Below are 22,843 nucleotides of genomic sequence, written 5' to 3' on the forward strand. Positions count from 1 at the left end.
GCCTCTCGACTCACACCACTCCGGAGAGTGATGACTTGAACACGTCGAACTATGGCATGCGCCTTGCAAATATGCACAGCGGAATCATGAACTCCTCCTATCTGCGTGACGTAGGTGTAACCTTCGAGCACTGTCCGTACATGAGAAGGGGTGGCCGTGAACGCCAAGCGCGGGGTGACGCTGCGATCGCAGTGGCTGGGCAAGCAGCTCCGTGAGCTACGCGAGGCGGCCAACCTCACGCTCAAAGAGACCGGCGAGTTCCTTCAACGGGACGGCTCCACCGTCAGCCGCTTCGAAGCGGGCCTCTATCCCGCCCGAACTCCGGACGTCATTGCGCTGCTCGACCTGTACGGCGTCGCGGGCGAACAACGGCGAGAAGGACTCATCCGATTGAGCCGTGACGTATGGCAGAGCGGCTGGTGGGACGCCTACTCCGAAGACGTGTCGCTGGGCATCGTCGACTACGCCTGGCTGGAGTCACGCGCCCAGCAGATCAGATCATTCGACGCACTCGTCATCCCGGGCCTGCTTCAGACCCAGCACTACATGGAAGCCATGATCCGCGCCGAGGATTCCGACGCCAGCCCTGATCAGATCAACCGCTGGATCGAGTTCCGGCGGACTCGTCAGCAGGTAATGATGGCGAAGGATGCGCCCAACTTCGTCGCAGTCCTCGATGAGGCCGCGCTGCGCCGCCTGGTAGGCGGATCCGAAGTCATGCGTGATCAGCTCGACCAGCTCGCAGCCGCCGCAGGCCAGACGAACACCGAGATCCGCGTGCTGCCGCTAACCGCAGGCGCCCATGCCAGCCCCGACGGCTCCTTCCGAATCTTCGAACTGCCCGAGCCGTACCCTGCCGTCGCCTACGTACCGAGCCCTGCGGGCGCGATATATGCAGAGGCCGAAGCAGCCGACAGGCTTAAGCTGAAGTTCGACCGCATTTGCCACGATTCGCTCACAGCCAGGAAGTCCATCGAGCTGATCACGGCAATCGCGGAAGACCTTCGCTAGCACGCAGAAACGGAGCCGCACCCGTCATGTCTGCACCCGAGCATGCACCGATCGCCTGGCACATCAGCAGCTTCAGCGCCGATGGCGGCGGCAACTGCGTCGAAGCTGGCCTCGTGAACGACGGTACCGAACGCGTCGCCGTGCGACACAGCAAGGACCCCGACGGTCCGACGATTCACTACACCCGCGCCGAGTGGGAGGCTTTTCTCGCTGGCGCCCGCGCGGGCGAGTTCGATTTTCACCGCGACTGACGATCTGCCGGTCAAAATCCTTCAGCCCGGCTCAGCCTCTTCCCGCGCCCGCGCGTGATCGCCGTGAGGCATGAGTCGTCTCGGACTGTAGTGGGATGAGTGGAACGCGTACTGAAGGCCCATCCACCCCCAGCCAGCCAGCAGAGTCCGGCACGGAACCTGGCGCTTCGGCTCGGCGCCCCCTGGATTGCCGCCCGTCACGCAGTGACCTGAACAGTCCCATCTATCCGGCCAAGAATTTTGAACTATTTGCACCATTTCGGATGCCTGCTATTCACGATTAGTTCGCGACTACTTTTCAGATGCTGGGATTTCGGGTTAATTTCACGTCAGACAGCCGTTCAATTCCGGAACGGCCAGCGAACCTCAGCACCGGAGGAACCACGTGGCCAAGCGCCAAGGAGTATGGGCTGACCTTCAACGTGAACGTGCGCGTCGCCAGCGCCTGGAACAACAAGCTGATCGGGCTGCAAGCCGGGCAGCGGCCAGTGCCGATCGGGAGCGAAAGCACGCTCTGCGCACCGCAGCGCAGAAGACTGCCGCGAACGAACGCGAGCGCAAAAAACTCTACGTCGAAGAACGTAAGGCCGAGGCTGCCGAAATGACCTCCGATCTCCAGTCGGTAATCACAGAACTAGAATCACTCCTGACCGTCGGAACCGGACGGCGGCCGGGCTTATCGTTCGCATCGCTCAAGCGCACTGTCGAAGTGCACCCATTTGACCCAGGTGATCTCGATAAACCGACTCCAGCGCCACGTTGGGACCAATTTGCGCCAAGGCCGCCGGGAGCATTTGGTCGCCTACTCGGAGGCGCCGCACGATACGAGCAGGAGGAAGCAGCAGCTCGACAGAAATATGAACACCGTCGTACGCAATACGCCGCCACGGAAGTTGATCGACTTAGACGACTGGACATGCGACGTAACGCTTATGACCAGAAAGTTTCCGAGACCGCTGCTGAAGTGCAGCGCTACAACACCGAGGTCGAAGAGTTCGAACGCGACATTTATTCTGGTGATTCTGATGCGGTTGCTCAGTTTTTCACTCTCGTGCTCGACGCTTCTCCTTATCCTGATGGATTCCCACACCAGACTCGAGCCATCTACCGACCTGAAGCTAAAGAACTGGTCGTCGAGTATGAACTTCCCGCGCAGACAGTCATACCATCCAAGCGTCACTACCGCTACGTTCAGACACGCGACGAGATCGATTCGGTCGAGCGTTCCATCAAGGAGATCAAGGACCGGTACGCCCGAGTTGTCGCACAGCTCGCACTACGCATGCTTCATGAAGTCTTCACTGCCGATCCGGAAACGATCATCGAAGTAGCGACGTTCAACGGCCATGTCTCCACCAAAGACAGGGCGACCGGGCAACCGATTCGCCCCTGTCTGATCAGCGTGAGCGCGACAAGGGAGCGGTTTTCTACCCTCGTGCTCACCGACCTCGACCCCGTCGCTTGCCTCAAACACCTCAACGCGCTGGTCTCCCCGCATCCTTACGATCTCGAAGCCGTCCGTCCTGTCGTTGACTTTGAGGCGCTGCTGTCTCAGTACAAGTTCGTCGAGGGCATGGACGTTGTCGCCAGCATGGACAGCCGGTCCGACCTACTCAAAATGACGCCAACCGAGTTTGAGCACCTGGTCAGGCATCTGTTTGAAGCCATGGGCATGAAGTCATGGGTCACTCAGGCCTCCAAGGACGACGGCGTCGACGCGGTTGCTGTCAACGAAGATCCTGTTTTCGGTGGCTTGTGCATCATCCAAGCCAAGCGCTATAGCAAGGCCGTCGGCATCGAATCCGTACGCGCTCTCGCCGGCGTGATGGAAGACAAGCATGCGACCAAGGGAATTTTGATCACCACCTCATGGGTCGGCAAGGACAGCCGTGACTTCGCTACCCGCCATGGCCGGATTCAGCTCATCGAGTGCGAAGAGGTGAAGTATCTCTGCAAAGAGCATCTCGGGCTCGATGTTCTCATCAGCCTGCCTAAGCCACCACCAAGCCGCCATTAACAAGCGCCCACCCAGCATCTAAATGATCACGGCCTAACAAGCGAGACGAATCCCGCAAGCCGACGCCGTACCAAGTGAAGGAGACCCGGCCTGGCGCCGTCAGTTCCGCGTACGTACTGCAAGCCCGCCGAGGGCTTGCCAATACTGGTCAGACCAAGTGCGGTGCTTCGTGGCTTGCTGTGATCGACGTAGGGGTTTGCCCGCGATCGGCCGTTGATCTTCGGCTTGTGGGGGATCAGGCGGCGCGTTCGTGGTTCAGGTGACTGTGGAGCTCGCGGACCATCACCCTGTCGCCGTACGGCTCAAGCTGACCGGCGAACTGCCGGAGACCCTCGACCGAGCGGGCGAAGGTCAGCGCCTTCGCCATCGGGATCGCGGCCCGTGCGGAGGCGAGGGCCTGCTCCAACTCGCCTATCCCGAGGTATGCCTAGGCGCGTTCACCTGATTGAGCTAGGCAGTTCGAGGGAGGCGTTGGCTGAACTCGGTCACGGTCGCTTCCGCATAAGCCGCTGACCACCGGTGCTAGCCAAGCAAGCTCCAACAGTCGCCCGCTTGGGCATTCAGCTCCACCGCGGCTTCGCCACCACCGATTGCCAACTCTGCCCGCTGTGGATGCACTGCGCCAAAGGCGTCTCAGAGGCCGTACGCGCCCACACCCTGCGCCTATGCCGCTACATAGGCCTGGCTGGCCAAGACCCGTCTGCAGCAGTCCTGATCGCCTGCGCCATGAATCCCGCCCGGATCGCCGACTGGACCGACGCGATAACCACCCAGCTCACCAATGTCCACTCAGCAGCTTCACAAACCTCCGCAAGACCCACAAAGCGATTTGACCACAGAGTCCACGCCGGAACCCCGATCACAACGAGACCAGGGGGGGTTATCGTTTTCCCGCAACGCCCGATAACCGCACATTCATGGCGATGCACTACAATATAAAAATAATTTCCCTGCGATCATCAATATTTATCGACTCACCCAAATTCTTCATCTCGACCTTACGTCAGCCATCGGATCGATTTACAAGGAAATCGCCGACAGGATCATTTATTGTAGCACCCCTGGGCATGACGCCAATAAGCTCCAGAAATCCGTCAGCCGAAGAGCACCTCTTGATGACCGCCTTAATGAAGGCATCCGTATATCCATAGTCTTTATGCATTGAATCATATCGACAATACTGCTCTTTAGTGCGCTCAGGATGAGGATTGCCCGTTTCGGGTCGGACACCTAACGCTTTCCAAGCTTTAGTAAAGTGATTCTGATTAAACACGAATATCAGGCTCTCGGAAATTTTCTCCGCAGCTACACGAGGCTTGTATAGATCATCGTTCGATACAGATCTCCTCTGCTCTCGCACTATAACAACGCCCATATCCTTAATGGCAACCCTCTGCTCCTCGCTCATTTCGTCATATCGAGTGAATTGCATGGGGAGAACTTCATCGTCCGTCGCCCTCGTCAGCTCGCTTACGAGCCGAATGCGGAACTCAAAGTGACTGCTATCCCTTATATCGCTATCGAGATCGGCGTGGTACTCAGAAATAAACTTACGGAGAGGAGCAGGAAGCCTAGACCTTAGTTTATTAAGTGCCCTTTTTCCGGAATCAGTAAAAGAACCAATAAATACGGGGAATCTAAGAGTCGTTGCAAGGGAGGAATTTTCGCCAAATTGATCAACAAGTTCTTCTTCGAAATTCAGCAGAAGAGCTTGAGCATGACCCGAGACCGCTAGGGAAATTTGCCTTTGCTCACTCTGGTAGCGATGTTCGATGCGATTTCTTATCTGAATGAAAAATTCAATATTTTGGCGAACGGGCTCGCCGGCATCCCACTTATAACTAACACACTTTGATAGTTCCCAACATTTGGGCTCTCCATCAATATATTCGATCAGTCTAGAATTATCGCGACGCCTGTATCTATAATCCACCCCATCACGAGTGAACTCTGCATGGAGTAGATAAAGCCAGGCAAGCTGCATATGGACAACAAAACCCTCGAAGGCTCGCTCTTCAGCCGCGTCATTATATAGGCGTACTGCCAGGCGGGCCTCAGCCTGAGCGGCTTGCATCATGCGGTAAAACTTCTTAGGGGGAGCCATTGTCTGACTTACTTCTCTCTGCGCCGCTTCTCGGCATGGCCTAGGATATAAAAGCTATTTAAGCCAGACGGGAAGTGTGTCAATATTAAACACTTAAGGTACACGTTACATAACATTATGTAAGGGATGGTTAGGTTAATCGATGGCAAGTTGATCTGATGCACGGGGCCGCCAAGGCTGCGGCGTGTGCCATAAGGCGTTGTTTGATCGCCGAGGGTGGAAAAGCTCCGTCAACGACCTGCCGTAGTGGGTCGTTCGAAGTTGAAGACAGCCTGACCTCGGAGCCGCGGGTGAGGGTGAGGGTGAGAGCAGCCTCGATAACGTCGGGACGTGTCGATACCGCCGGACGGCACGAGTAGTGAACGAGAAAACCATCTTGTGCCGCTCCCGATCTCCTCCTGTCCAGGGCGGGCAGGGATAGGTGCGTCGTCCGCCGCTCAGTGGAGGAGATCGGCCTGCCCCGCCCGCCGAGAACGACCACGGTCTGCTCCTGGCCACCATCTGTCCGGCGACACCTTAAGTGTCATGCGCGTCGCCCAGGGTGACGGGGGCCCTGACCAGGAGACGGATCAAGCGGGGTCTGGTACGACTTACGCCCATCGATGGCGTCTTGCATGGCGTCGTAGATATCCAGGATCGCGTCCTTGGTGCGCTGAAACTGGTGAGGAGACTTGTTTCGAAAGGCTCGGAAGGTATCCATGATGTAGTCCACATCTTCACGGGAAACCCCGTAAAGATGGAAGTAGGCCGCATCCAACTCGGCCCGCAGCCAGAACCGCCGCTCGTCATCCCACCTGTATGGAGCGCCTTCCTCATTGTGGTCGCGAGCAAACGCCTCCATTTCATAGGAGGTGTAAGAAAGCTCCATCACTCGTACGCTTACCCATGAGTCCAGCCGCCCGCTTGGCTCCCAATGACAGTTCTCTTCATAAGCCATCAGCGGCACAACGGGAAGCTGTTTTAAAGTCATGTATGACATAGATGTGCCTGCCATCTTTTGGCGAGCACAGAAGTCGAGCACGAATGACGAGAAGTTTGCTTGAAGGAGTGCACCTTTCGAAGGTACTAAAGCCAGCAGGAATTTGTGGCCGACCCCGAATCTAGGAAGAACGCTACTGATTAAAGTGCGAGTGTCGGAGCTGCGGCAGATGTCGCGCCAGCCGAGCAACCATCCCTTTTCCCACTTTCGGAAACGACGCTCACCTTCGACCGCGCTCTTCGGACAGAGTCTCTCTTCGACCTCGCCCTCAGCCACCCAATAACGAGGCTGCACCACATAGGCTGGGTCATCCTTCTGCACCTCAGTAGTTCTTGGCAACGTACCCTTATTTAACTGCGCCTCGGTTGCATCTCTGTAAGTACCAAACCGGTCGTCGAAATGATGAACCATCTTCGCTTCAACAAGCGGAAGCAGGCGCTCACCGTCTTTGAAAAGGAAGTTTCCACTAAGCTGCCACCCCTCTGCCATCATTTCTTCTAGCGTCTCTTTCCCTTCTGCGTTTGGGCGGAAAATATCGGAATTATTTGCCATGTCCAACATACGAAGGAACGATAGATCCCAAGGATTGACCTCGGGACTCTCTCGCCAGAGCACCGGGAGTCTCTGGTAGATGCGGAGCGTAATCTCCGAATTCTTCCTGTAGTCGAATACCGGGCATGTTCCAGTGTTCGGATTTAGCCTCGCGATGTCCTCAGGCGTAAGTGTGAATCTCCGTTCCTCCAACTGAGAGGTTTGTCGAAGCCTGAAAGCCAGATTGATTTCACTCTGAGGAGATTGACGGCCCGTTCCACTCCACAAGCAGAATCGAAATTGATTATGAACGTTAGAAAATATCTTCTCTTCGTTCTCAAAGTCGTAAAGCGAGGCCAGTGTCTTCGTCGTCACCATGTCCTTGAAGAAGAACTGGGTGGTGGCGTCGGTGGCGATGCCGGTGGGCAGCACCATGCCGACACGTCCCTTCGGCCCAAGGATCGTCCGCCCTGTCTCGGCGAAGACGGCGTAGGTGTTGATGTCACCCCGCCCGGTCAGCGGATACCGGCCTGACTCCCGGAACAGGTGTGCCCAGCCGTCGGCGCTGCGGAGTTCGTCCGCGAACTCGGCGAACAGTCTCCGGTCCACTTCTTCATCGCTGGTGGCCAGTGCGGCGATGGCCTTCTTCCGTGCGGCGGCGTTCCTGGCGTTCGCGATGTCTTCGTGCCGGGTGGCGAAGAACTCCTTCTCCTGCAGCTTGACCCGCTCCCACGGAGGGTTGCCGAGCACACAGGTGAACCCGCCCCGCCAACCTGTCGCCGGGTTGATGTCAGTGCCACCCTCGACTGTGACATCGAAGATCTCGGGAAACTCCACGTGCCAGTGGAAGAAGCGGTAGCGCTCCATGACCCGGTCGAACTCCTCGGCCATGGCCGAGGAAAGGCTGCCTCCTGCCGCCAACTGCCGCAAGGTGTCGGTGGTGATGGGGTTCGGAGCGTTGATGTGCTTGCGCCAGACGAACGCCGCACACCAGGCGTTGGCGACCAGACGGGCGCGGGCCAGTTCCTCGGACCGCTCGAACTCACGGAATCGCCGCTCCTGTTCCCGGACATCGGCCACGCTCGACACCGGGATGGCCGCCAGTGCCCGAAGCTTTCCGCCCAGGTCCTTGTTACCGACGCGCGGGCCCTTCTCCGCGAAGAGCGTGCCCTGGTTGCTCCGTTGGTGGGCGTTCTCCTGCTTCCACGATGCCACGATCTTCTTGTCATCGCCTTCGATCGCCTTGAAGGCCGCGTCCGGGATATCGTCGTCCAGCAGTTTGGGCGTGGTGCCCAGCAGGGAGTTGCCAACCTTGATGTGGGCGTCGAGGAAGGCTAGCGGCTTGCCCGGCTCCAATGACTCGATCCAGAGGGACACCTTGGCCAGTTCGGTGGCGAGCGGGTTGATGTCCACGCCGTAGATGCACCTGCCGACGACCTTGCGCATGGCCTCGCCGACGGCCTTGGGCACCGGCTCGGCCTCGCCAGTGACCATAGCGGCGTACCGCTTGGCGATGCGGCGGGCTGCGGCGACGAGGAAGTGGCCGGAGCCGCAGGCCGGGTCGCAGATGGTGATCTTCAACAGGTCGTCGGCGACCCCGGACGCGGCGTACTCGTCGATGACGGGGTCGAGTGTCGTGTCGAGCAGCGACTCGATCAGCGACGACGGCGTGTAGTACGACCCGGTGGTCTTGCGGTCGTTGCCCGCGACGGTCTTCAGCTCGAATGACGGCACCGCGAGCTCGGGGTGCGGGACCAGCTCCAGTAGTGACTCGTAGACGCTGCCCAGCTCGTCGGCTCCCAGGTGCTGGAAGTCGACGTCGCGGGGCCGGCCGTCCCTGCCGCGCACGGTGGACATGTGCCGGACCGCGGTGAGGAGAGCCTGGTTGGGCAGGTCGCAGACGAGAAACTGATCGGGCACGGCCTGGTCGGTCAGCTCCGTCAGGCTGTCGTCTGTACGGAAGAAAAGGCCGCCGAGGCCGGGCAGGCCGAGCGTGGACAGGCCGTTGTCGTCGCCGAGTGCCTTGATGACCCGGGCGGTGGTCTTCCACAGGTCGGTGTGGCGGTCTCCGGCACGTCGGACGGCGAGGCTGCGCAGCCGCCGGGTGGAGAAGTAGGTGACGTAGCGGTCTTTCGCGGCCTGCGACGCGTCCGGGGTGAGCAGGGCGTTTCGGTCCTCGGCGACGAAGAGGAAGATGAGCTGGTAGGCCAGCCTGAGCAGCTCGTGGTGGAAGTCCCCCTTCGTGAGGGCGCCGGAGCCAAGCTGGTCGCGGAGCTTGGGGTTGGCGACGAGGAAACCGGTGCCGAGCGTTTCGAGGGCCTGCTGCACGCCGATACGGAGCTGCTCGCGGGCCCGCAGACCGGTCTCGGCGGCGAAGGCGCGCCATTTCTCCAGCCAGCAGTCGGCGCAGGTGGGCGTGGAGTCGTCGCCGGAGATCAACTCGAAGCGGGAGGCGTGCAGCAGCGTGTAGAGCAGCACGAAATCCGAGTATAGCTCGCCGTCGAAGATGGCTTCCAAATCGAACTCGACGTAGGCCGCGCCGACCAGGGCGGTGGAGTCACGCAGGATGCGCAGCTGCCGTCCGTTGGACAGTACGCCCCACAGGTGGTCGTCGGAGAGGTTGAGAAACTCCTGCAGCATCGACTGCGGGGCCCGCTTGGTCTCCGCCCTGCCGGGGGTGCCCCTGTCCAGCTCGGTGTTCCAGCCGAGCAGGTGCATCGGCACGCTGTGCCACAGGTGGGAGATGGGAAACTCCTTCTCCCCCGTCTTCAGGCCGCCCCGGATGTACGGCACGTGCCCAAAGCCCAGCTCGCCGAGGAGCACCTGCAGCCAGCGTTCCCTGGTGGGGGTGGTGGCAGCGTCGCCGTCCGGCAGTTTGTCCACCCGGTCGCGGAACGCACGGTAGGCGCCGAGCAGATAGTCCCACCGGCGACTTGCCGCGTCTCCCAGCCGTTCAGAGGCGGCCAGGTGGTAGTCCTCGGGGCGGATACCGGGGAGCTCACGGTCGGCGGCGCCGATCCGGGAGAGCACGTCCTGCGGGATCAGGCTGCCCTCGACCTTGACGGCCAGGTAGGCGAAGGTTTTCATCGGGCACCGCCGGCCGGAAGGTAGACGTAGATGCCGAGCACGTCGGCATCGGGGTTGGCGGTCACCTTGAGTCCTCTCACTACCGCGCCGATGGCGCCGCGGACGCGCTGGTGGGATTCGGCGAGCTTGGCGGCCAGAGCCTCGCCGCGGGCTTCCAGGTCTGCCTTGAGATCGGGGACCTCGTCGGCGGCGCGCTGGGCGGTGCGTTCGACGAGCTGGCGCAGGGTGTTCTCCGGGCGGGAGGCCAGCACGTCCGACACCTCGGCGTCGCTGAGCCACTCACGCCCCTCCGCACCGGCCCGGTAACTGAGCACCTGGGCGTCCTCGGCGATGAGAGTACGGGTCCCGGCGCGACCGGGCAGGGTCACGTGGAAGCGGTAGCGGACCAGGAGCACCGTGGTGCGGATGCGAACCGCGTCGGTGCGGACGACGCCGAAGCGGCGGGCCGGGCCTTCGGCGTCGAGTGCGGAGTCCAGGGTGGTCCTGGCGAGGTCGCGGACCAGGGAGTCGGTCCGTACCAGTGGGTGACTGCCCGGTGGGGCCGGGATGTCGGGGTGGAAGTTCAGGTCCTGGGCCTTGCCGTTGAAGCTGAGGCCGAGGGCGTGCCGTACGGAGATCGGCAGTTGCCGGGTGTCGGCGGCGAAACCCTCGATTCGGGCGTCGATGATCGCGCCGAAGCCGGACAGTGCCTCGCGGGTGAACTTGGCCACGTCGTCCGCGCTGCCCAGCGCGGCGCGGATCTCGGCGACCTCCCGTTCGACTTCGTCGAGCTTGACGCCGGAGTGGGCGTATTTGGTGAGTGCCTTCGACTCGCGGTCGGCGGCGCTCTCCCAGGCCCGGTGGATCTGGTCGCGGGTCTTGGTGACGCCGAAGTCCAGGTCGAGTTGGTCCTGGTTGTCGTCGCCGCGGATCAGCAGGCCCTCGATCAGTGCCTTGATCACATCGTCTCCGCCACTGGGGACGGGTACGGCGACGCCGGTCTGCTTGGCAATGGCGCGGTGCTTGCGGATCAGCACGTTGAGCACGACGCCGTCGATGCCGTTGTCCAGGCCGTACATGGTGACGGCGCGGACGATCTGCTTGCGCTGGCCGAACCGGTCGACCCGGCCCTCCCGCTGCTCGTGCCGGGTCGGGTTCCAGGCCAGGTCGTAGTGGATGACCGCCTGGAAGTGCTCCTGCAGGTTGACGCCCTCGGACAGGCAGTCGGTGGCGACCAGGACGTGGCGGCCGGGTTCGGTGCCGAGTTCGTCGATGGCGGCCAGCCGCACCTCCGGCGGGAGTTGTCCGGTGACGTGGCGGACGGTTGCCTTCTTACCGAGCGCCTTGCGCAGGTGCTCGGCGACGTATTCGGCGGTGGGGATGAACCGGCAGAAGACGATCGGGTCGTAGCCATCGGCCAGCAGCGACTTGACCTCGTCGATGAGCGCCGCGAGCTTGGCATCCTCCTTCGGGCCCTCGATCGCGGCGAAGGCCGACGCCAGCCGCTTGAGCCGCCGGGCGTCCGCTGACTTCTCGTCGTCGTCGGTACGGCCGCCGGCCGCCGCGTCGATGCCCTCCAGGGCTTCGTCGTCGGTGAGGTCGAGCACGCTGGAGCGCCCCAGCTCATCGGCCTCCCGGTCGGTCTCGGCGGCGACGGTGGCCGACCGGGTGCTGAGCGTCGCGGCGGCGGCCCTCGGCGAGGAGGCGACGGAGCGCAGCATCGCGAGTGCCGACCACCAGGACACCCGCTGCTGCAGCCCGCTGCCCGGCTTGCGGACCGTCTCGCGGGCGTAGTCGAGGACCTTGCGGGCGAGCCTGCCGTACTCACCGGTCAGCGCGTAGGAGACGTCGCGGACGTGCCGGTCCTGCGGGAAGGGCGTCTCCTGATGGTACGGGGAGTCCTCGTGGAGGAACTTGCGGATGTCGCGGCGGCGGCGCTGCACGAAGTGCCTGGCCAGGTGCTCGCGGCCTTGCACCTGCTCCAGGTCGACGTTGCGCAGCTCAGGGTCGAGCAGGGCGATGAGGTCGCGGAAGGCGTCCTCCTTGCCGCTGTGCGGGGTGGCGGTGACCAGGATGAGGTGCCGCTTGGGGTTGTCGGCGATCTGCTCCAGCAGCCGGTAGCGGAGCTGGCTCTGCTTGCCGGTCGATCCGGCCGACACGCAGGTGTGGGCCTCATCGACGATGACCAGGTCCGGGCAGGTGCGGACGAACTGCTGGTAACGGCGGTCGGCCTTGATGAAGTCGGTGGAGACCACGGTGTACCGGTGCTTGTCGAAGATCGTCTCGTCCTGGCGGAGCTCACGCTCCAGCCGGTTGGCGGTGGAGGCGAGCACCAGCGTCGCTTCGATGGCGAACTTGTCGCGCAGCTCGTCGCGCCACTGCTCGGCCAGCGCCGGGGAGCAGAGAACGGTCAGCCCGGAGGCCTCGCCGCGCTCCAGCAGCTCCTTGGCGATCAGAGCGGCCTCGATGGTCTTGCCGATGCCGACGTCGTCGCCGATCAGCAGCCGTACGGTCTCCATCCGCAGTGCGAGCAGCAGCGGGACGAGCTGGTACTGGCGCGGACTGACGGCGATGGAGGCCAGGGAGCGGAACGGGCCGGCGCCGGAGGTGAATCCGATGCGCAGCGCCGTACGGAGCAGTCCGGCGGCGACGCTGTCGCCGACCTCTTCCGGCCGGGGCGGCGGGAAGGTCGCGGTGGCGACTTCGTCACGGAAGAGGCATGCCTCGAAGTCGGTGTCGCCGTTGAGCGGCCGGGCGAGCAGGAAGTCCCGGTCGCCGCCGGGCTGCACCACCCATTCACGGCCTCGGGCGGTCACCAGTGCGCCAGCGCTGTAGTTCATCGGCCGTTCCGTCCGGTGCCGAAGACACTCGGGTTGCTCCGCACGATCTCGTCCCACTTCTCGTCGTATCGGAATCTGATGACCAGCCAGCCCAGGTCCATCAGCCGGTCTTCCGCCTGCGCGTCGCGCTCGCCCACCGGTGCGGCGTCGTGGTGCGGCCCATCAACAAAAATCGCCACGTTTCCGGCCTTGAGCCGGTAGACGAAGTCGGGCTTCGTCCAGGCGTCGGAGATGAGCACCTGCGCTCCGTCGGGCAGGCGATAGTCACCCGCCCGGAGGAACTCGACGAACCGGAGCTCCAGCTCACTGTCGGATGAGTCGCGGAGGCTTTCCGTGTGCTCCTCAGCGGTCCGGTGCTCGCCGGTCGGCGTGGTGTCGGCGGACGCCAGCTCCCGCAGGACGTCCACGACCGCGAGCCGGTCGATCCGCTCGTGCCACCGCTGGTTGCCGTAGGAGAGCAGGCAGTCGTAACACCCCCGCTCGCACCGCTCCCTGGCCTCGGGAGCGTGGCCGTGGTCCTCTCCCGTCTCCGGGTCGATGTGGATGATCTCCAGTGCCTTGACGGCGACCTGGCGTAGCGCGTCGGGCTCGTCGTGCAGGCGGCGCAGCACACCCGCCCCGCCCTCGGCACTCTCGATGAGCAACATCCGGCCGCGCTGCAGAGGGTCGGGCAGTTCCTCGCTGGCCAGTTCGGCGTCCTCCAGCTGGAAGTGCGCCTCGATGCCACGCTCCAGGGCGTAGCGGAGGGTGGTGGCCACCGTTTCCGAGACAGGGTCGGTGAGGCGGATGACGCAGATGTTCTTGTGGTCCTCGACGAACGGGATGACCTTCATCACCCGCTGTGCGTCCTCGACCGACCTCAGTCCCTCGTCCTCCGGGTTCCGCTGGGCGGCCTTGGACTCGGCGAGCCAGCGGCCCCGGACCGGATCCAGCCAGTAGCCGACGTCGTTGGTGTTGCGTCGTCCCCGGTGTCCCAGGTTGGTGACGCGGACCGTGGCGGCGTCGCCGTACACCAGTTCGGCCAGCGGACCGTTCGTGCCCCGCACGTCCGCCCGCAGCCGCCCGTAACGGCTGCCGTGGCTGCTGAACCGGTAGGTGGTCTCCAGCTCGAACCCGGCGCGACGCCGCTCCTCCTCGTCGGAGGAGATCCGTTGTCGGCGGACGGTGTGCACGGTCTGCAGGTGCATCATCCCGGCGCGGTGGCCGCCCAGCTCGCTGTCGCACTCCTCGCAGCGGTCGAGGCCCACGTCGCGGGCGTGCCAGTAACCACACGCCGCACAGATCCGGACCTCGCTGGTGGCCACGTCCCCGGATTCGCCAGCGGGCACCTGGATGCTGTCCACCTGGTAGCGCTGGCCCTCGTGGTAGATCAGCGCGCCGGGACCGAACTCCCCGATTGCGATGAACCGGGGGCGCTGCACGTAGCTGCCCCGTCGCTTGCTTCCCGGGATGTAGGCGGCCAGTGGGAGGCGGGGGAAGGAGTAGCCCGGGAGGAAGCCCTCGGAGGCGAAGTAGCGGTAGGTGTAGAAGTCGCTGAAATGTTGCTCGGTGTCCTCGTTCTTGAGCAGCCGGATCTGGTTCTCCGCCTGCATGCGGCGTCCCTGCGCCCGCTGCCGGGATTTGGGCGTGGCGGCGTGGTCCAGGACCCGGCGGTTCTGCTCGGCCTGTTCGACGATGGCCGCCCGGTACAGACCACGCCACCGGTTGCAGTCGGCGTCGAACCTCTCCGCCGCACCGCGCACGGTGTCCTCGACCCAGCTTTCGGACCACCAGATGCTCTTTTCCAGCTCTCCGCGCTCCACGATGGTGGCGAGAATCCTCTTGGCGCGCGGTACGGCCCGGCGGCGTGCGTTGACGTCATCGAGCTGGACCTGGATGTGATCGTGGATGGGCAGCGTGTCCAGGTGCGAGATGTCGAGCACGTCGGTCATCTGGCTCTGCAGGTGCACGCCCGTCTCCGCCAGCCAGACGGCGTGGACGTGGGAACGGATCAGGTCCTCGTTGCCGAGGTCGAGCCGGGGCGGCTGCACGCTCCCCGCGACCATGAGCTGGCTGCGCCGGAAGTAGTACTGGTCGTGTGAGCTACCGGTCGAGCAGTAGGTGGTGATCAGGGCCGGCTGGCCGCTCCGACCGGCGCGGCCGGAGCGCTGGGCGTAGTTGGCGGGTGTCGGGGGGACGTTGCGCATCCCCACCGCGGCGAGGTTGGCGATGTCGACACCGAGCTCCATCGTCGGCGAGCAGTAGAGCAGCGGAAGCTTCTCCTCCCGGAACCGCTCCTCACGCTCCTGACGGTCCTCCGAGCGCACCTGCGCGGTGTGTTCCGCCGCGTGGATACCCACCAGGTCGGCGGAGGCCTCGGCGTACAGGTCCTTGAAGAACGGGTTGACGCGGGCGCCGACCTCTGGGTCCACGGTCTTGCGGAGCGGGTCGGAAGCGCCGGTTCTGCCGTCACCGGCCTGCCAGATCAGCTCGGAGGATTTGAGGCGATACCCGTTCACCCCGTCGCGCCCCTCCTCGATCTGGGTGAGCAGGCCGTACTTCCGCAGCGCCCAGAGCAGGTCGACGATGACCTGCTGGGCCTCATCGACGGTCAGCCTGCCCGGGTGGTTGGGGAAGGCTCCGGTCCGGCGCAGGTAGGTGCCGAGCGCCGAGCGGCCGGTGAAGTTGACCCGGTCACGGCTCTCGCCAGGACGCCCCGGCTGGGCGAACACGGTACGGGCGGTGTCGCGGCTGCCGCCCTCGGTGAGCGTCCACACTCCGGCGAGGTGCTGCTCGCTCTGCTTGTAGACCCGCTCGTATCCCTCGGGTGTGAGGTCTTCGACGTCCACGGCCAGCGCCCGGCGCATCTCGTCGAGCACGATGCGGGACAGTCCGGCCCGCAGGGCGGGCTCGGCGGTGCGCAGGGCGGGATGCGTTCTCTCCCAGTGCTCGGTGTCGGCGGCGATCTCGTCAAGTCCGACGTAGTCGAAGCGGAGCAGGCCGGTCTGCTCCAGGTTGGGCATGGTGATCCGCCAGCCACGCTCCAGGTCGAGATAGATCAGGTAGGAGAGGACGCCGCGGAGCGCCTTGCGCGCGGCCTCCTTCTGCCCGAACTTCACCTCCGGGTTCTGCGCATAGGCCTCCAGCGGCAGGTCCATGACCCGGGCCACCCGCTGAGCGACCTCGTCATGGCTCAGGCCCTCCTCACCCGCCGCCTTGGCCGCCCGGTAGAGGGCGCCCCGGAGCTGGGTCACCTGCACGAAGTCGTTCAGATGGCCGGCCTGCAGGCTGGCGTCCTGCCTGTTGTCGACGAAGGTGAGCAGCTTGCGGGCCTTTTCGTCGAGCTGGTTCTTCCGGCGCTGTTCGCGCAGGCTGCGCACGATGCTCGTACTGATGATCGACACCGCCGAGCTTCGGCCCTCGGTCGCGAAGGTGGCCAGCTTGGCGAAGTCCCGGCCCCGGCTCTGCTCGTAGGCGACTCGGCAGCGCAGGCAGAACCGGAAGGGCGAGGGCACGTACCAGGCCTGAATGCCCTCGCCGGGCGGAAGCTCCGCCCCGCCGGGGCCGAGCCACACCTCGCGAGGCAGATGATCCCTCAGCGACGGGCGCACCTGCGTACGGCCGTCGGCGGCCGGCTCCAGCCAGGAGTCCGGCAGGCGGCCGTTCTCCACCGGGTCGACCGGCCAGGGATGCTCGGCGCTGATGTAGAGGTAGCCGTTGACCGCGTCGCCGCCGACGACGCTCGCCTCCTGGCGGGCGCTGTAGCCTCCGCCCTTCCTCTTGGCGACGACGACGTAGTCCTGGCCGCACTCACGGCAGAAGGCGAGCGGGAGCAGGACCTTCTCCCGCTGTCCAGGCACGCTGACCTGGTACTGGCTGGTGATGTGGCGGATCTCCTCGGGCTCCAGGCTGATGTAGGAGGTGTCGCCCTTGGACAGGAACTGGTGCAGCCGGAACGCGAACAGCGGCCGGGTGGTCTCCGGGTGCCGTGCCCGCGCTCCCTCCTGAAGGAGCCGTTCGATCGCCTCCACGCACTCGGTCTCGTCGCGGCCGGTCTCCCCGGCGAGTGTCTCGGCGGCGATGGCGACCCTGGTCGGGTGGCGGCGGATCAGCCGTCCGGTGCCCGATTCAGCGGCGAGACCGAAGGTGGACTCGATCCAGCTCGCCAGCGGGTCATCGGCCAATTCCACGTAAGAACGGCCACTGCCCGCCCGTGCCATGCTGTCGGTGAGCTCGTCGGGGACGGATTTCCGGTCGACCGTGGCCCGGACCAGCGTCTCGCCGATCACCCGGTCGGGACCGACATCGGTGCCGAAGAGACGGGTGGCGACCTTGCTGACCGCCTCCTGCGCCGCGGTGAAGGTCGCGGTGGTGGCCATGGTGGCCGAGGTACCCACGCACTGGAGGTCCGGCGCGTTGCAGGCGTCCCGCAGCCGCCGGACCAGCATGGCCACGTCGGCGCCCTGACGGCCCCGGTAGGTGTGCAACTCGTCCAGCACAAGAAAGCGCAGTCCCTGTGCCGCCCCGATCAGCTTCTTACGCTCCTCCGGCCGGGTGAGGAGATATTCCAGCATCACGTAGTTAGTGAGCAGAATGTCAGGTTTATTGGTCAGAATGCGTTGGCGGTCATCCGCCTTCTCCTGCCCGGTGTACCGCTCGAAAGTGACCGGGCGAGAATGCTTGGGGAGTCCCCACTCCAGGTAACGCTCCAACTCGTGACGCTGACTATTGGCCAGCGCGTTCATCGGATAGACGACGATCGCCTTGATGCGGCCGGGGTCAGGGTCACGGAGAACGGAGTCGACGATCGGCACCATGTAGGCGAGACTCTTGCCGGAACCCGTTCCGGTGGTCAGGACATAGCTGCCGCCGTCACGAGCAGCCTCAACCGCCTCGCGCTGGTGACGGTGGAGCGAGATCGGCCGGCCTTCTGGACCGTTCCCTTCCGACTTGATGCAGAAGAGGCTTTCGCAGAGCGGATGTAGCAGATCCGCCGCCACCAGGTCGGAGATCGTGCCGCCACCGGCGAAGCTGGGGTTCAGTGAGACCCACGGGTGCGGCCACCGGACCCGGGCCTCCTGCTCGTCTTTCAGGTGCTGGGCGATGCGCTCGTCACGGACGTGGACGAGCGACGTGGTAAAACGGTCATAGTCGGCGATAAGCCGCTCATGTACCTGAAAGACATCCATTCCCGGACAGACGCCCCTTTTCTCCGGCGGAGACCAAAATGGCCGTTTTTGCACGTCGGAATTGGCCGCTTTCACGGCTTCGCCGAAGGATTCCCCGATCTAATCACCTGATGCCGAAAAATTGAATGGTAATTTACTGGCAGTTTAAAATCGGCACGCTGCACCGGTGCGACCGGCGAGAACTCAGGGAGACGTGGCATGGCCAGGATCGGCGTCTACCGGGACTTCTTCCGCGACTTCCCCAAACTCGAAAAATCGGTCCAAGACCAGGTCATTGGGGTTTTCTCAAAGTTTGAGGAGGCCACATACGCTGGATTGCACCTGGAACCTGTGAACAACGCTCGCGACAAACGAATGCACACAATCCGCATCACGCTCTTCTGGCGAGGCGTCGTGCTCGCCCCCGACAAGGGCGACGTGTATGTGCTGCTCAACGTGCTGCCCCACGACGACGCCTACGCGTGGGCCAAGCGCCGCCGCGTCACGGTGAACGCCGCCACCGGCGTCGTCGAACTGCGCGACCTCGTGACCCTGGAGGAACAGGCCGCCTCCGTCGTGCCTGCGGCCGAAACGGCAAGCCGACTGTTCGTCCATGTCAACGACGCCGACATGGCACGTCTCGGCATCGACGCCCAGGTGCTCGCATTCGCCCGGACGTTCAACAGCGACGATCAACTGGACAAGGCTCAGGCCTTCTTCCCGAAGCAACAGCACGACGTATTGGTCGGTCTGGCCTCCGGCATGACTCCGGACGAGGTCTGGACGAGCCTGCCGGCGCCCTCCGCGGAGGTCGCGGCATTCGACCCCGAGGACGTCAGCGCCGCCGTCGAACGCTCATCTGAGCAGGTGTTGCTGGTCAGCGGGCCCGACGAACTGATGGAAGCGTTCGCCAAGCCCTTCGCCTTCTGGCGGATCTACCTCCATCCCTCCCAGCGTGATGCCGCCTCCGGCTCCTTCAGCGGACCGGCCCGAGTGACGGGCGGTCCCGGAACCGGGAAGACCGTCGTCGCTCTACACCGCGCCAAGCATCTCTCCTCGCAAGCGAGCGATGAGAAATCCATTCTTGTCACCACCTTCGTCCGGACCCTGCCCTCCACCATGGAGGATGCACTGCGCCAGCTCACCGACGATGACGTGCTGATGAGCCGGATCGAGGTCCGGCACATCGATGGTGTGGCCTACCGGATCGTCACGGGCGGCACAGGTGGCCTTGCCGTACTCCGCGCTGAGGATGAGAAGCCGCGCTGGACCAGGGTGATCCGCGCCCTCGGCCTTCCCTCACGGTTCGACGAGGCCTTCCTCTCCCATGAGTGGCGGCAGGTCATTCTCACCCAGGGCATCAACTCCCTGGAGAAGTATCAGCAGGCGTCACGGCCAGGGCGCGGAAGGTCGCTCGGCCACCTCCAGAAGACGCAACTCTGGGGCGCCATCGCCGCCTTCACCGACGCTCTACGAGCAGAGGGAATGTGGACCTACGAGACCATCTGCCTTGAAGCGACGCGGTTGCTCGAGGAAGGCGAACGCAAGCCGTACAGGCACGTCATCGTGGACGAGGCGCAGGACCTCAGCCCTTGGCACTGGCGTCTCCTGCGTGCCGCGACGGTCCACGGCCGAGACGACCTGTTCCTGGCCGGCGACACCCACCAGCGGATCTACGACTACCGGGTCTCCCTGAAGAAGCTGGGCATCGACATCGCGGGCAGATCCACCCGGCTTAAGATCAACTACCGGACGACGGCGGAGATCCTGCGCTGGAGTCTGGGTCTGCTTCACGGCGAGCGAGTCGACGACATGAACGGCGCACTCGACACGCTGACCGGGTATCGATCAGACGTCCACGGCGCCGAGCCTCGCCTGACCGGCTTCACAACCCAGCAGAACGAGCTGGAGGAGCTGGTCAAGACCGTCAGACGATGGCTCGATCAGGGTGTCGCTCCAGGCCAGGTCGGAGTGGCGGCGCGCTCCAACATTCTCGCCGATCAGGCCGTTGCCAAGCTCAAGGCCGCGGGCATCCCCACGGCACCGCTGGCCAAGAAGCACACCGACTCCGAGGTGGGTGTAGGCACCATGCACCGGATGAAGGGGATGGAATTCCGGTGCATCGCGGTCATCGGCGTCGGGGAACACATGGTCCCCCCGACCTCTGCCATCACGCCTGCCGAAGAAGATCTGATCGCTCACCAGCAGGACCTACAACGGGAACGCTGCCTGCTGTTCGTAGCCGCCACCCGCGCCCGCGAAGAACTCACCATCTCCTGGCACGGCTCTCCCAGCACGCTTCTGCCCGTGTGATCATTCACCACAAACTGATCAAGCAGTAAGGCCTCCGTGTACGAACTTCTCACGATCTACATTCCGTGGAAGCCCAGTAGGAGAAAGGCGGAGTCGGCCGGCAACAGTGGCTGTCCGGCGATTCTCATCGTCCCAGGCGAGCCTTGGTGTCGTCGACGTCCATCCCGTGGAGCCTGGGCTCCGGCCAGGCCGCCGTCGACCTCCGCAGCAGCTGACCGCGCAGACGGAGAGCTGCCCGCGTTCCGGCATCAGACGTCTCCGCCAGATACCAATCGGTCATTGTCCTCGCCGAAGCAATGAAGAAGCTCACCGACCTGCTCTTCAACTGACCGCAATCCTGTCACGCGACCACGATCACGATCTTGCCGCGGAGGTGGCCTTCCTCGCTGAGACGGTAGGCGTCGGCGGTCCGCTCCAGCGGGAAGGTCCTCTCGATCGGCATGCGCAGCGCGCCCCACTCCATCAGCGGGAAGATCTCGGCGAAGACCTCGGACAGGGGCACCCTGTCGGCGCCGGTCGAGAAGCGCACCCCGTACTCGGCGGCGCGCCCGTCGGCGATGGTGACGACCCTCTCCGCGTCGCCGGTCAGCTCGACGGACATGGCGAGCACGTCGCGGCCGGAGCCGTCGAGGACCGCGTCGACACCTTCGGGGGCGGCGGCGCGCACCCGCTCGGACAGGCCGTCTCCATAGGTGACCGGCCGGACGCCCAGCTCACGCAGGAAGGCGTGGTGGACCGGGCTCGCCGTGCCGACCACCTCCGCACCCCAGGCGCGGGCCAGCTGCGCGGCGACCAGCCCGACGCCCCCGGCGACCGCGTGGACCAGCAGGGTCTGGCCCTCTTTCACGCCAAGCTGCCGCAGGCAGCGATAGGCCGTCTCGGCGGCCACCGGCAGCGAGGCGGCCTGCTCGAAGGAGAGCCAGTCGGGTTTGGCCAGGAGACTCTCGGAGGCGGTTGTCGCATGGGTGGCGACGGCGCCGGAGGTGGCGTGGCCGAAGACGGCCTGACCCACGCTCCAATCCCGGACGCCGGCTCCGAGGGCATCGACGATCCCGGCGAACTCGACACCGGTGCCGGCGGGGCCTCCCGCGAGCTGGCCCCGATCGAGGAATCCACGGCGGAGTTTCCAGTCGATTCCGTTGACCCCGGCGGCACGCACCGCGACCCGCACCTCCCCCGGCCCGGGCTCGGGGATGGGGACCTCGTCAAGAGTGAGCACGTCGGGACCGCCGTAGCGGGCGTAACGAATGGCCAGGGACATGTTTTTTCCTTCCGAACACGTATGAACTTCCGGACGCGCATGAGCTTCCGAACACGCATGAGCTTCCGAACACGCATGAGCTTCCGAACGCGCATGAAGAGGCGTCTCAGATCAGCAGCAGGGTCTTTCCGACGGCGTCGCGGGCCTCGATCACGGCGTGCGCTTCGGCGGCCCGCTCCAGCGGGAAGGTCTGCCCGATGACCGGCCTGATCCGGCCCGCGGCCGCCTCCGACAGCGCCCGCTCGGCCAGTCGCCTGGCCTCGCCGGGCGCGAACTGCACTTGCTCGATCCCGCGCACGCTCACCCCTCGCCCCTCCGCCTCTCCGGGGTCGACCTGGGCGAAGCCGCCGCCGAGCACGCCGTATGCGAAGAACCGGCCGTCCCGTGCCGTGACCTCGAACGCGGCCCGGCCCAGCTGCCCACCGGCGCCGTCGAAGACCACGTCCGCTCCCTCGCCACCGGTCGCCTCGCGCACCCGCTCGGGCCAATCCGCCTCCGAGTAGTCGACCGCGGTGTCGGCGCCCAGCTCCCGGGTCAGGTCCAGCTTGCGGCTGCCACGAGCGGCCGCGACGACGTGAGCGCCGGCCGCGTGGGCGAGCTGCACCAGCAGGCTGCCGAGACCACCGGCCGCCGCGGTGACCAGCACCCGCTCCCCCGGTTTGATCCCGGCCCCCTCGATCAGGCTCAGCGCGGCGGGGCCGATCTGGAGAAGCGCCACCGCCTCGCGCACGGCCAGCCCGTCCGGCACCGGGATCAGCTCCTCCGCCGGAGCCACGGCCCGCTCGGCGTAACCGCCGCCGTCGGTCCCGGTGACGACGCGCCGGCCGATCCAGGCGGGATCCACGCCCTCCCCGACGGAGATCACCTCTCCGCCCACCCCGCTCCCCGGCACGTACGGCGGGCTCAGGTTGAAGTACTCGGCACCCCAGCCGCTGCGGAGCTGCACTTCGACGGAGAGGATGTCCGCGACGGACACCCCGACCACGACCTGCCCGGATCCGGCGACCGGATCTGTCGCCTGGCCCGCCACCAGCACCTCGGGTCCCCCGAACTCGGTCACCTGGACGATCCGCATACCGATCACTCTCCTTTGACGTCGCTGTGGACATCTTCGAACCTCAAGCTTTGTTGAGGTCAAGTCAGTGTGATCGGCGTCACCCAAGCATGATCATCACAGCCGTGTTCCGCACTTCACGAGGTGGCACATCGGCGTGGGCGGGATCTCGGAAAACGAGGGGGCCTCGGCAGAACCCCTGCGGCACGGACGCCGCCGCGGACGCGAGAACCAGGCCGCTGCATATGGGACGGATAGATCGTCGTGCC

Annotated in this window: 11 protein-coding genes; 4 read left to right on the forward strand and 7 right to left on the reverse strand. The window is 64.5% G+C overall.

What is annotated here, in order from left to right; translation table 11 throughout:
- The first annotated feature begins 156 nt into the window (after positions 1–156).
- From DKM19_RS37405 to DKM19_RS37415, 3 genes are all read left to right on the forward strand, one after another.
- Positions 157–1,011: a helix-turn-helix transcriptional regulator gene (locus tag DKM19_RS37405; protein ID WP_239513797.1), complete on the forward strand. Its 855-nt coding sequence runs from the start codon at positions 157–159 to the stop codon at positions 1,009–1,011.
- A 26-nt stretch (positions 1,012–1,037) separates the two neighbouring features.
- Positions 1,038–1,262, forward strand: a complete 225-nt coding sequence (locus DKM19_RS37410; RefSeq protein WP_110702453.1) for a DUF397 domain-containing protein — start codon at positions 1,038–1,040, stop codon at positions 1,260–1,262.
- Positions 1,263–1,647: 385 nt separating this feature from the next.
- Entirely contained in the window at positions 1,648–3,279 is a 1,632-nt protein-coding gene (locus DKM19_RS37415) for a restriction endonuclease (RefSeq protein WP_204358407.1), read from the forward strand.
- A 235-nt stretch (positions 3,280–3,514) separates the two neighbouring features.
- Here DKM19_RS37415 and DKM19_RS50125 read toward each other — a convergent pair whose 3' ends face one another.
- The 5 genes from DKM19_RS50125 to DKM19_RS37435 all read right to left on the reverse strand — a co-directional run bounded on the left by DKM19_RS50125 (position 3,515) and on the right by DKM19_RS37435 (position 17,967).
- Positions 3,515–3,685, reverse strand: a complete 171-nt coding sequence (locus DKM19_RS50125; RefSeq protein WP_162642056.1) for a hypothetical protein — start codon at positions 3,683–3,685, stop codon at positions 3,515–3,517.
- A 597-nt stretch (positions 3,686–4,282) separates the two neighbouring features.
- Positions 4,283–5,356: a DUF3644 domain-containing protein gene (locus DKM19_RS37420; protein ID WP_162642058.1), complete on the reverse strand. Its 1,074-nt coding sequence runs from the start codon at positions 5,354–5,356 to the stop codon at positions 4,283–4,285.
- 550 nt (positions 5,357–5,906) lie between these two features.
- Positions 5,907–9,980 (reverse strand): DNA methyltransferase, encoded by a 4,074-nt coding sequence (locus DKM19_RS37425; protein ID WP_110702459.1) that lies wholly within the window; start codon positions 9,978–9,980, stop codon positions 5,907–5,909.
- A complete protein-coding gene (locus DKM19_RS37430; RefSeq protein ID WP_110702461.1) occupies positions 9,977–12,799 on the reverse strand; it encodes a helicase-related protein in 2,823 nt (940 codons plus the stop codon). Before DKM19_RS37430 ends, DKM19_RS37425 begins: the two co-directional genes overlap by 4 nt.
- Positions 12,796–17,967, reverse strand: a complete 5,172-nt coding sequence (locus DKM19_RS37435) for a DEAD/DEAH box helicase (RefSeq protein WP_110702463.1) — start codon at positions 17,965–17,967, stop codon at positions 12,796–12,798. Before DKM19_RS37435 ends, DKM19_RS37430 begins: the two co-directional genes overlap by 4 nt.
- Before the next feature lie 198 nt (positions 17,968–18,165).
- Here DKM19_RS37435 and DKM19_RS37440 point away from each other — a divergent pair, with 198 nt between their 5' ends.
- Positions 18,166–20,259, forward strand: coding sequence for a UvrD-helicase domain-containing protein (locus DKM19_RS37440; protein WP_110702465.1), 2,094 nt, complete (start codon positions 18,166–18,168; stop codon positions 20,257–20,259).
- Positions 20,260–20,599: 340 nt separating this feature from the next.
- Here the strand turns inward: DKM19_RS37440 and DKM19_RS37450 are convergent, their stop codons facing one another.
- Together DKM19_RS37450 and DKM19_RS37455 are read right to left on the reverse strand one after the other, a co-directional pair.
- Entirely contained in the window at positions 20,600–21,520 is a 921-nt protein-coding gene (locus DKM19_RS37450) for an NADP-dependent oxidoreductase (protein ID WP_110702469.1), read from the reverse strand.
- A 106-nt stretch (positions 21,521–21,626) separates the two neighbouring features.
- A complete protein-coding gene (locus tag DKM19_RS37455; RefSeq protein ID WP_204358408.1) occupies positions 21,627–22,595 on the reverse strand; it encodes a zinc-binding dehydrogenase in 969 nt (322 codons plus the stop codon).
- Positions 22,596–22,843: the final 248 nt, after the last annotated feature.

The sequence above is a fragment of the Streptosporangium sp. 'caverna' genome, from assembly GCF_003203775.1.
Taxonomy (GTDB): Bacteria; Actinomycetota; Actinomycetes; order Streptosporangiales; family Streptosporangiaceae; genus Streptosporangium; species Streptosporangium subroseum.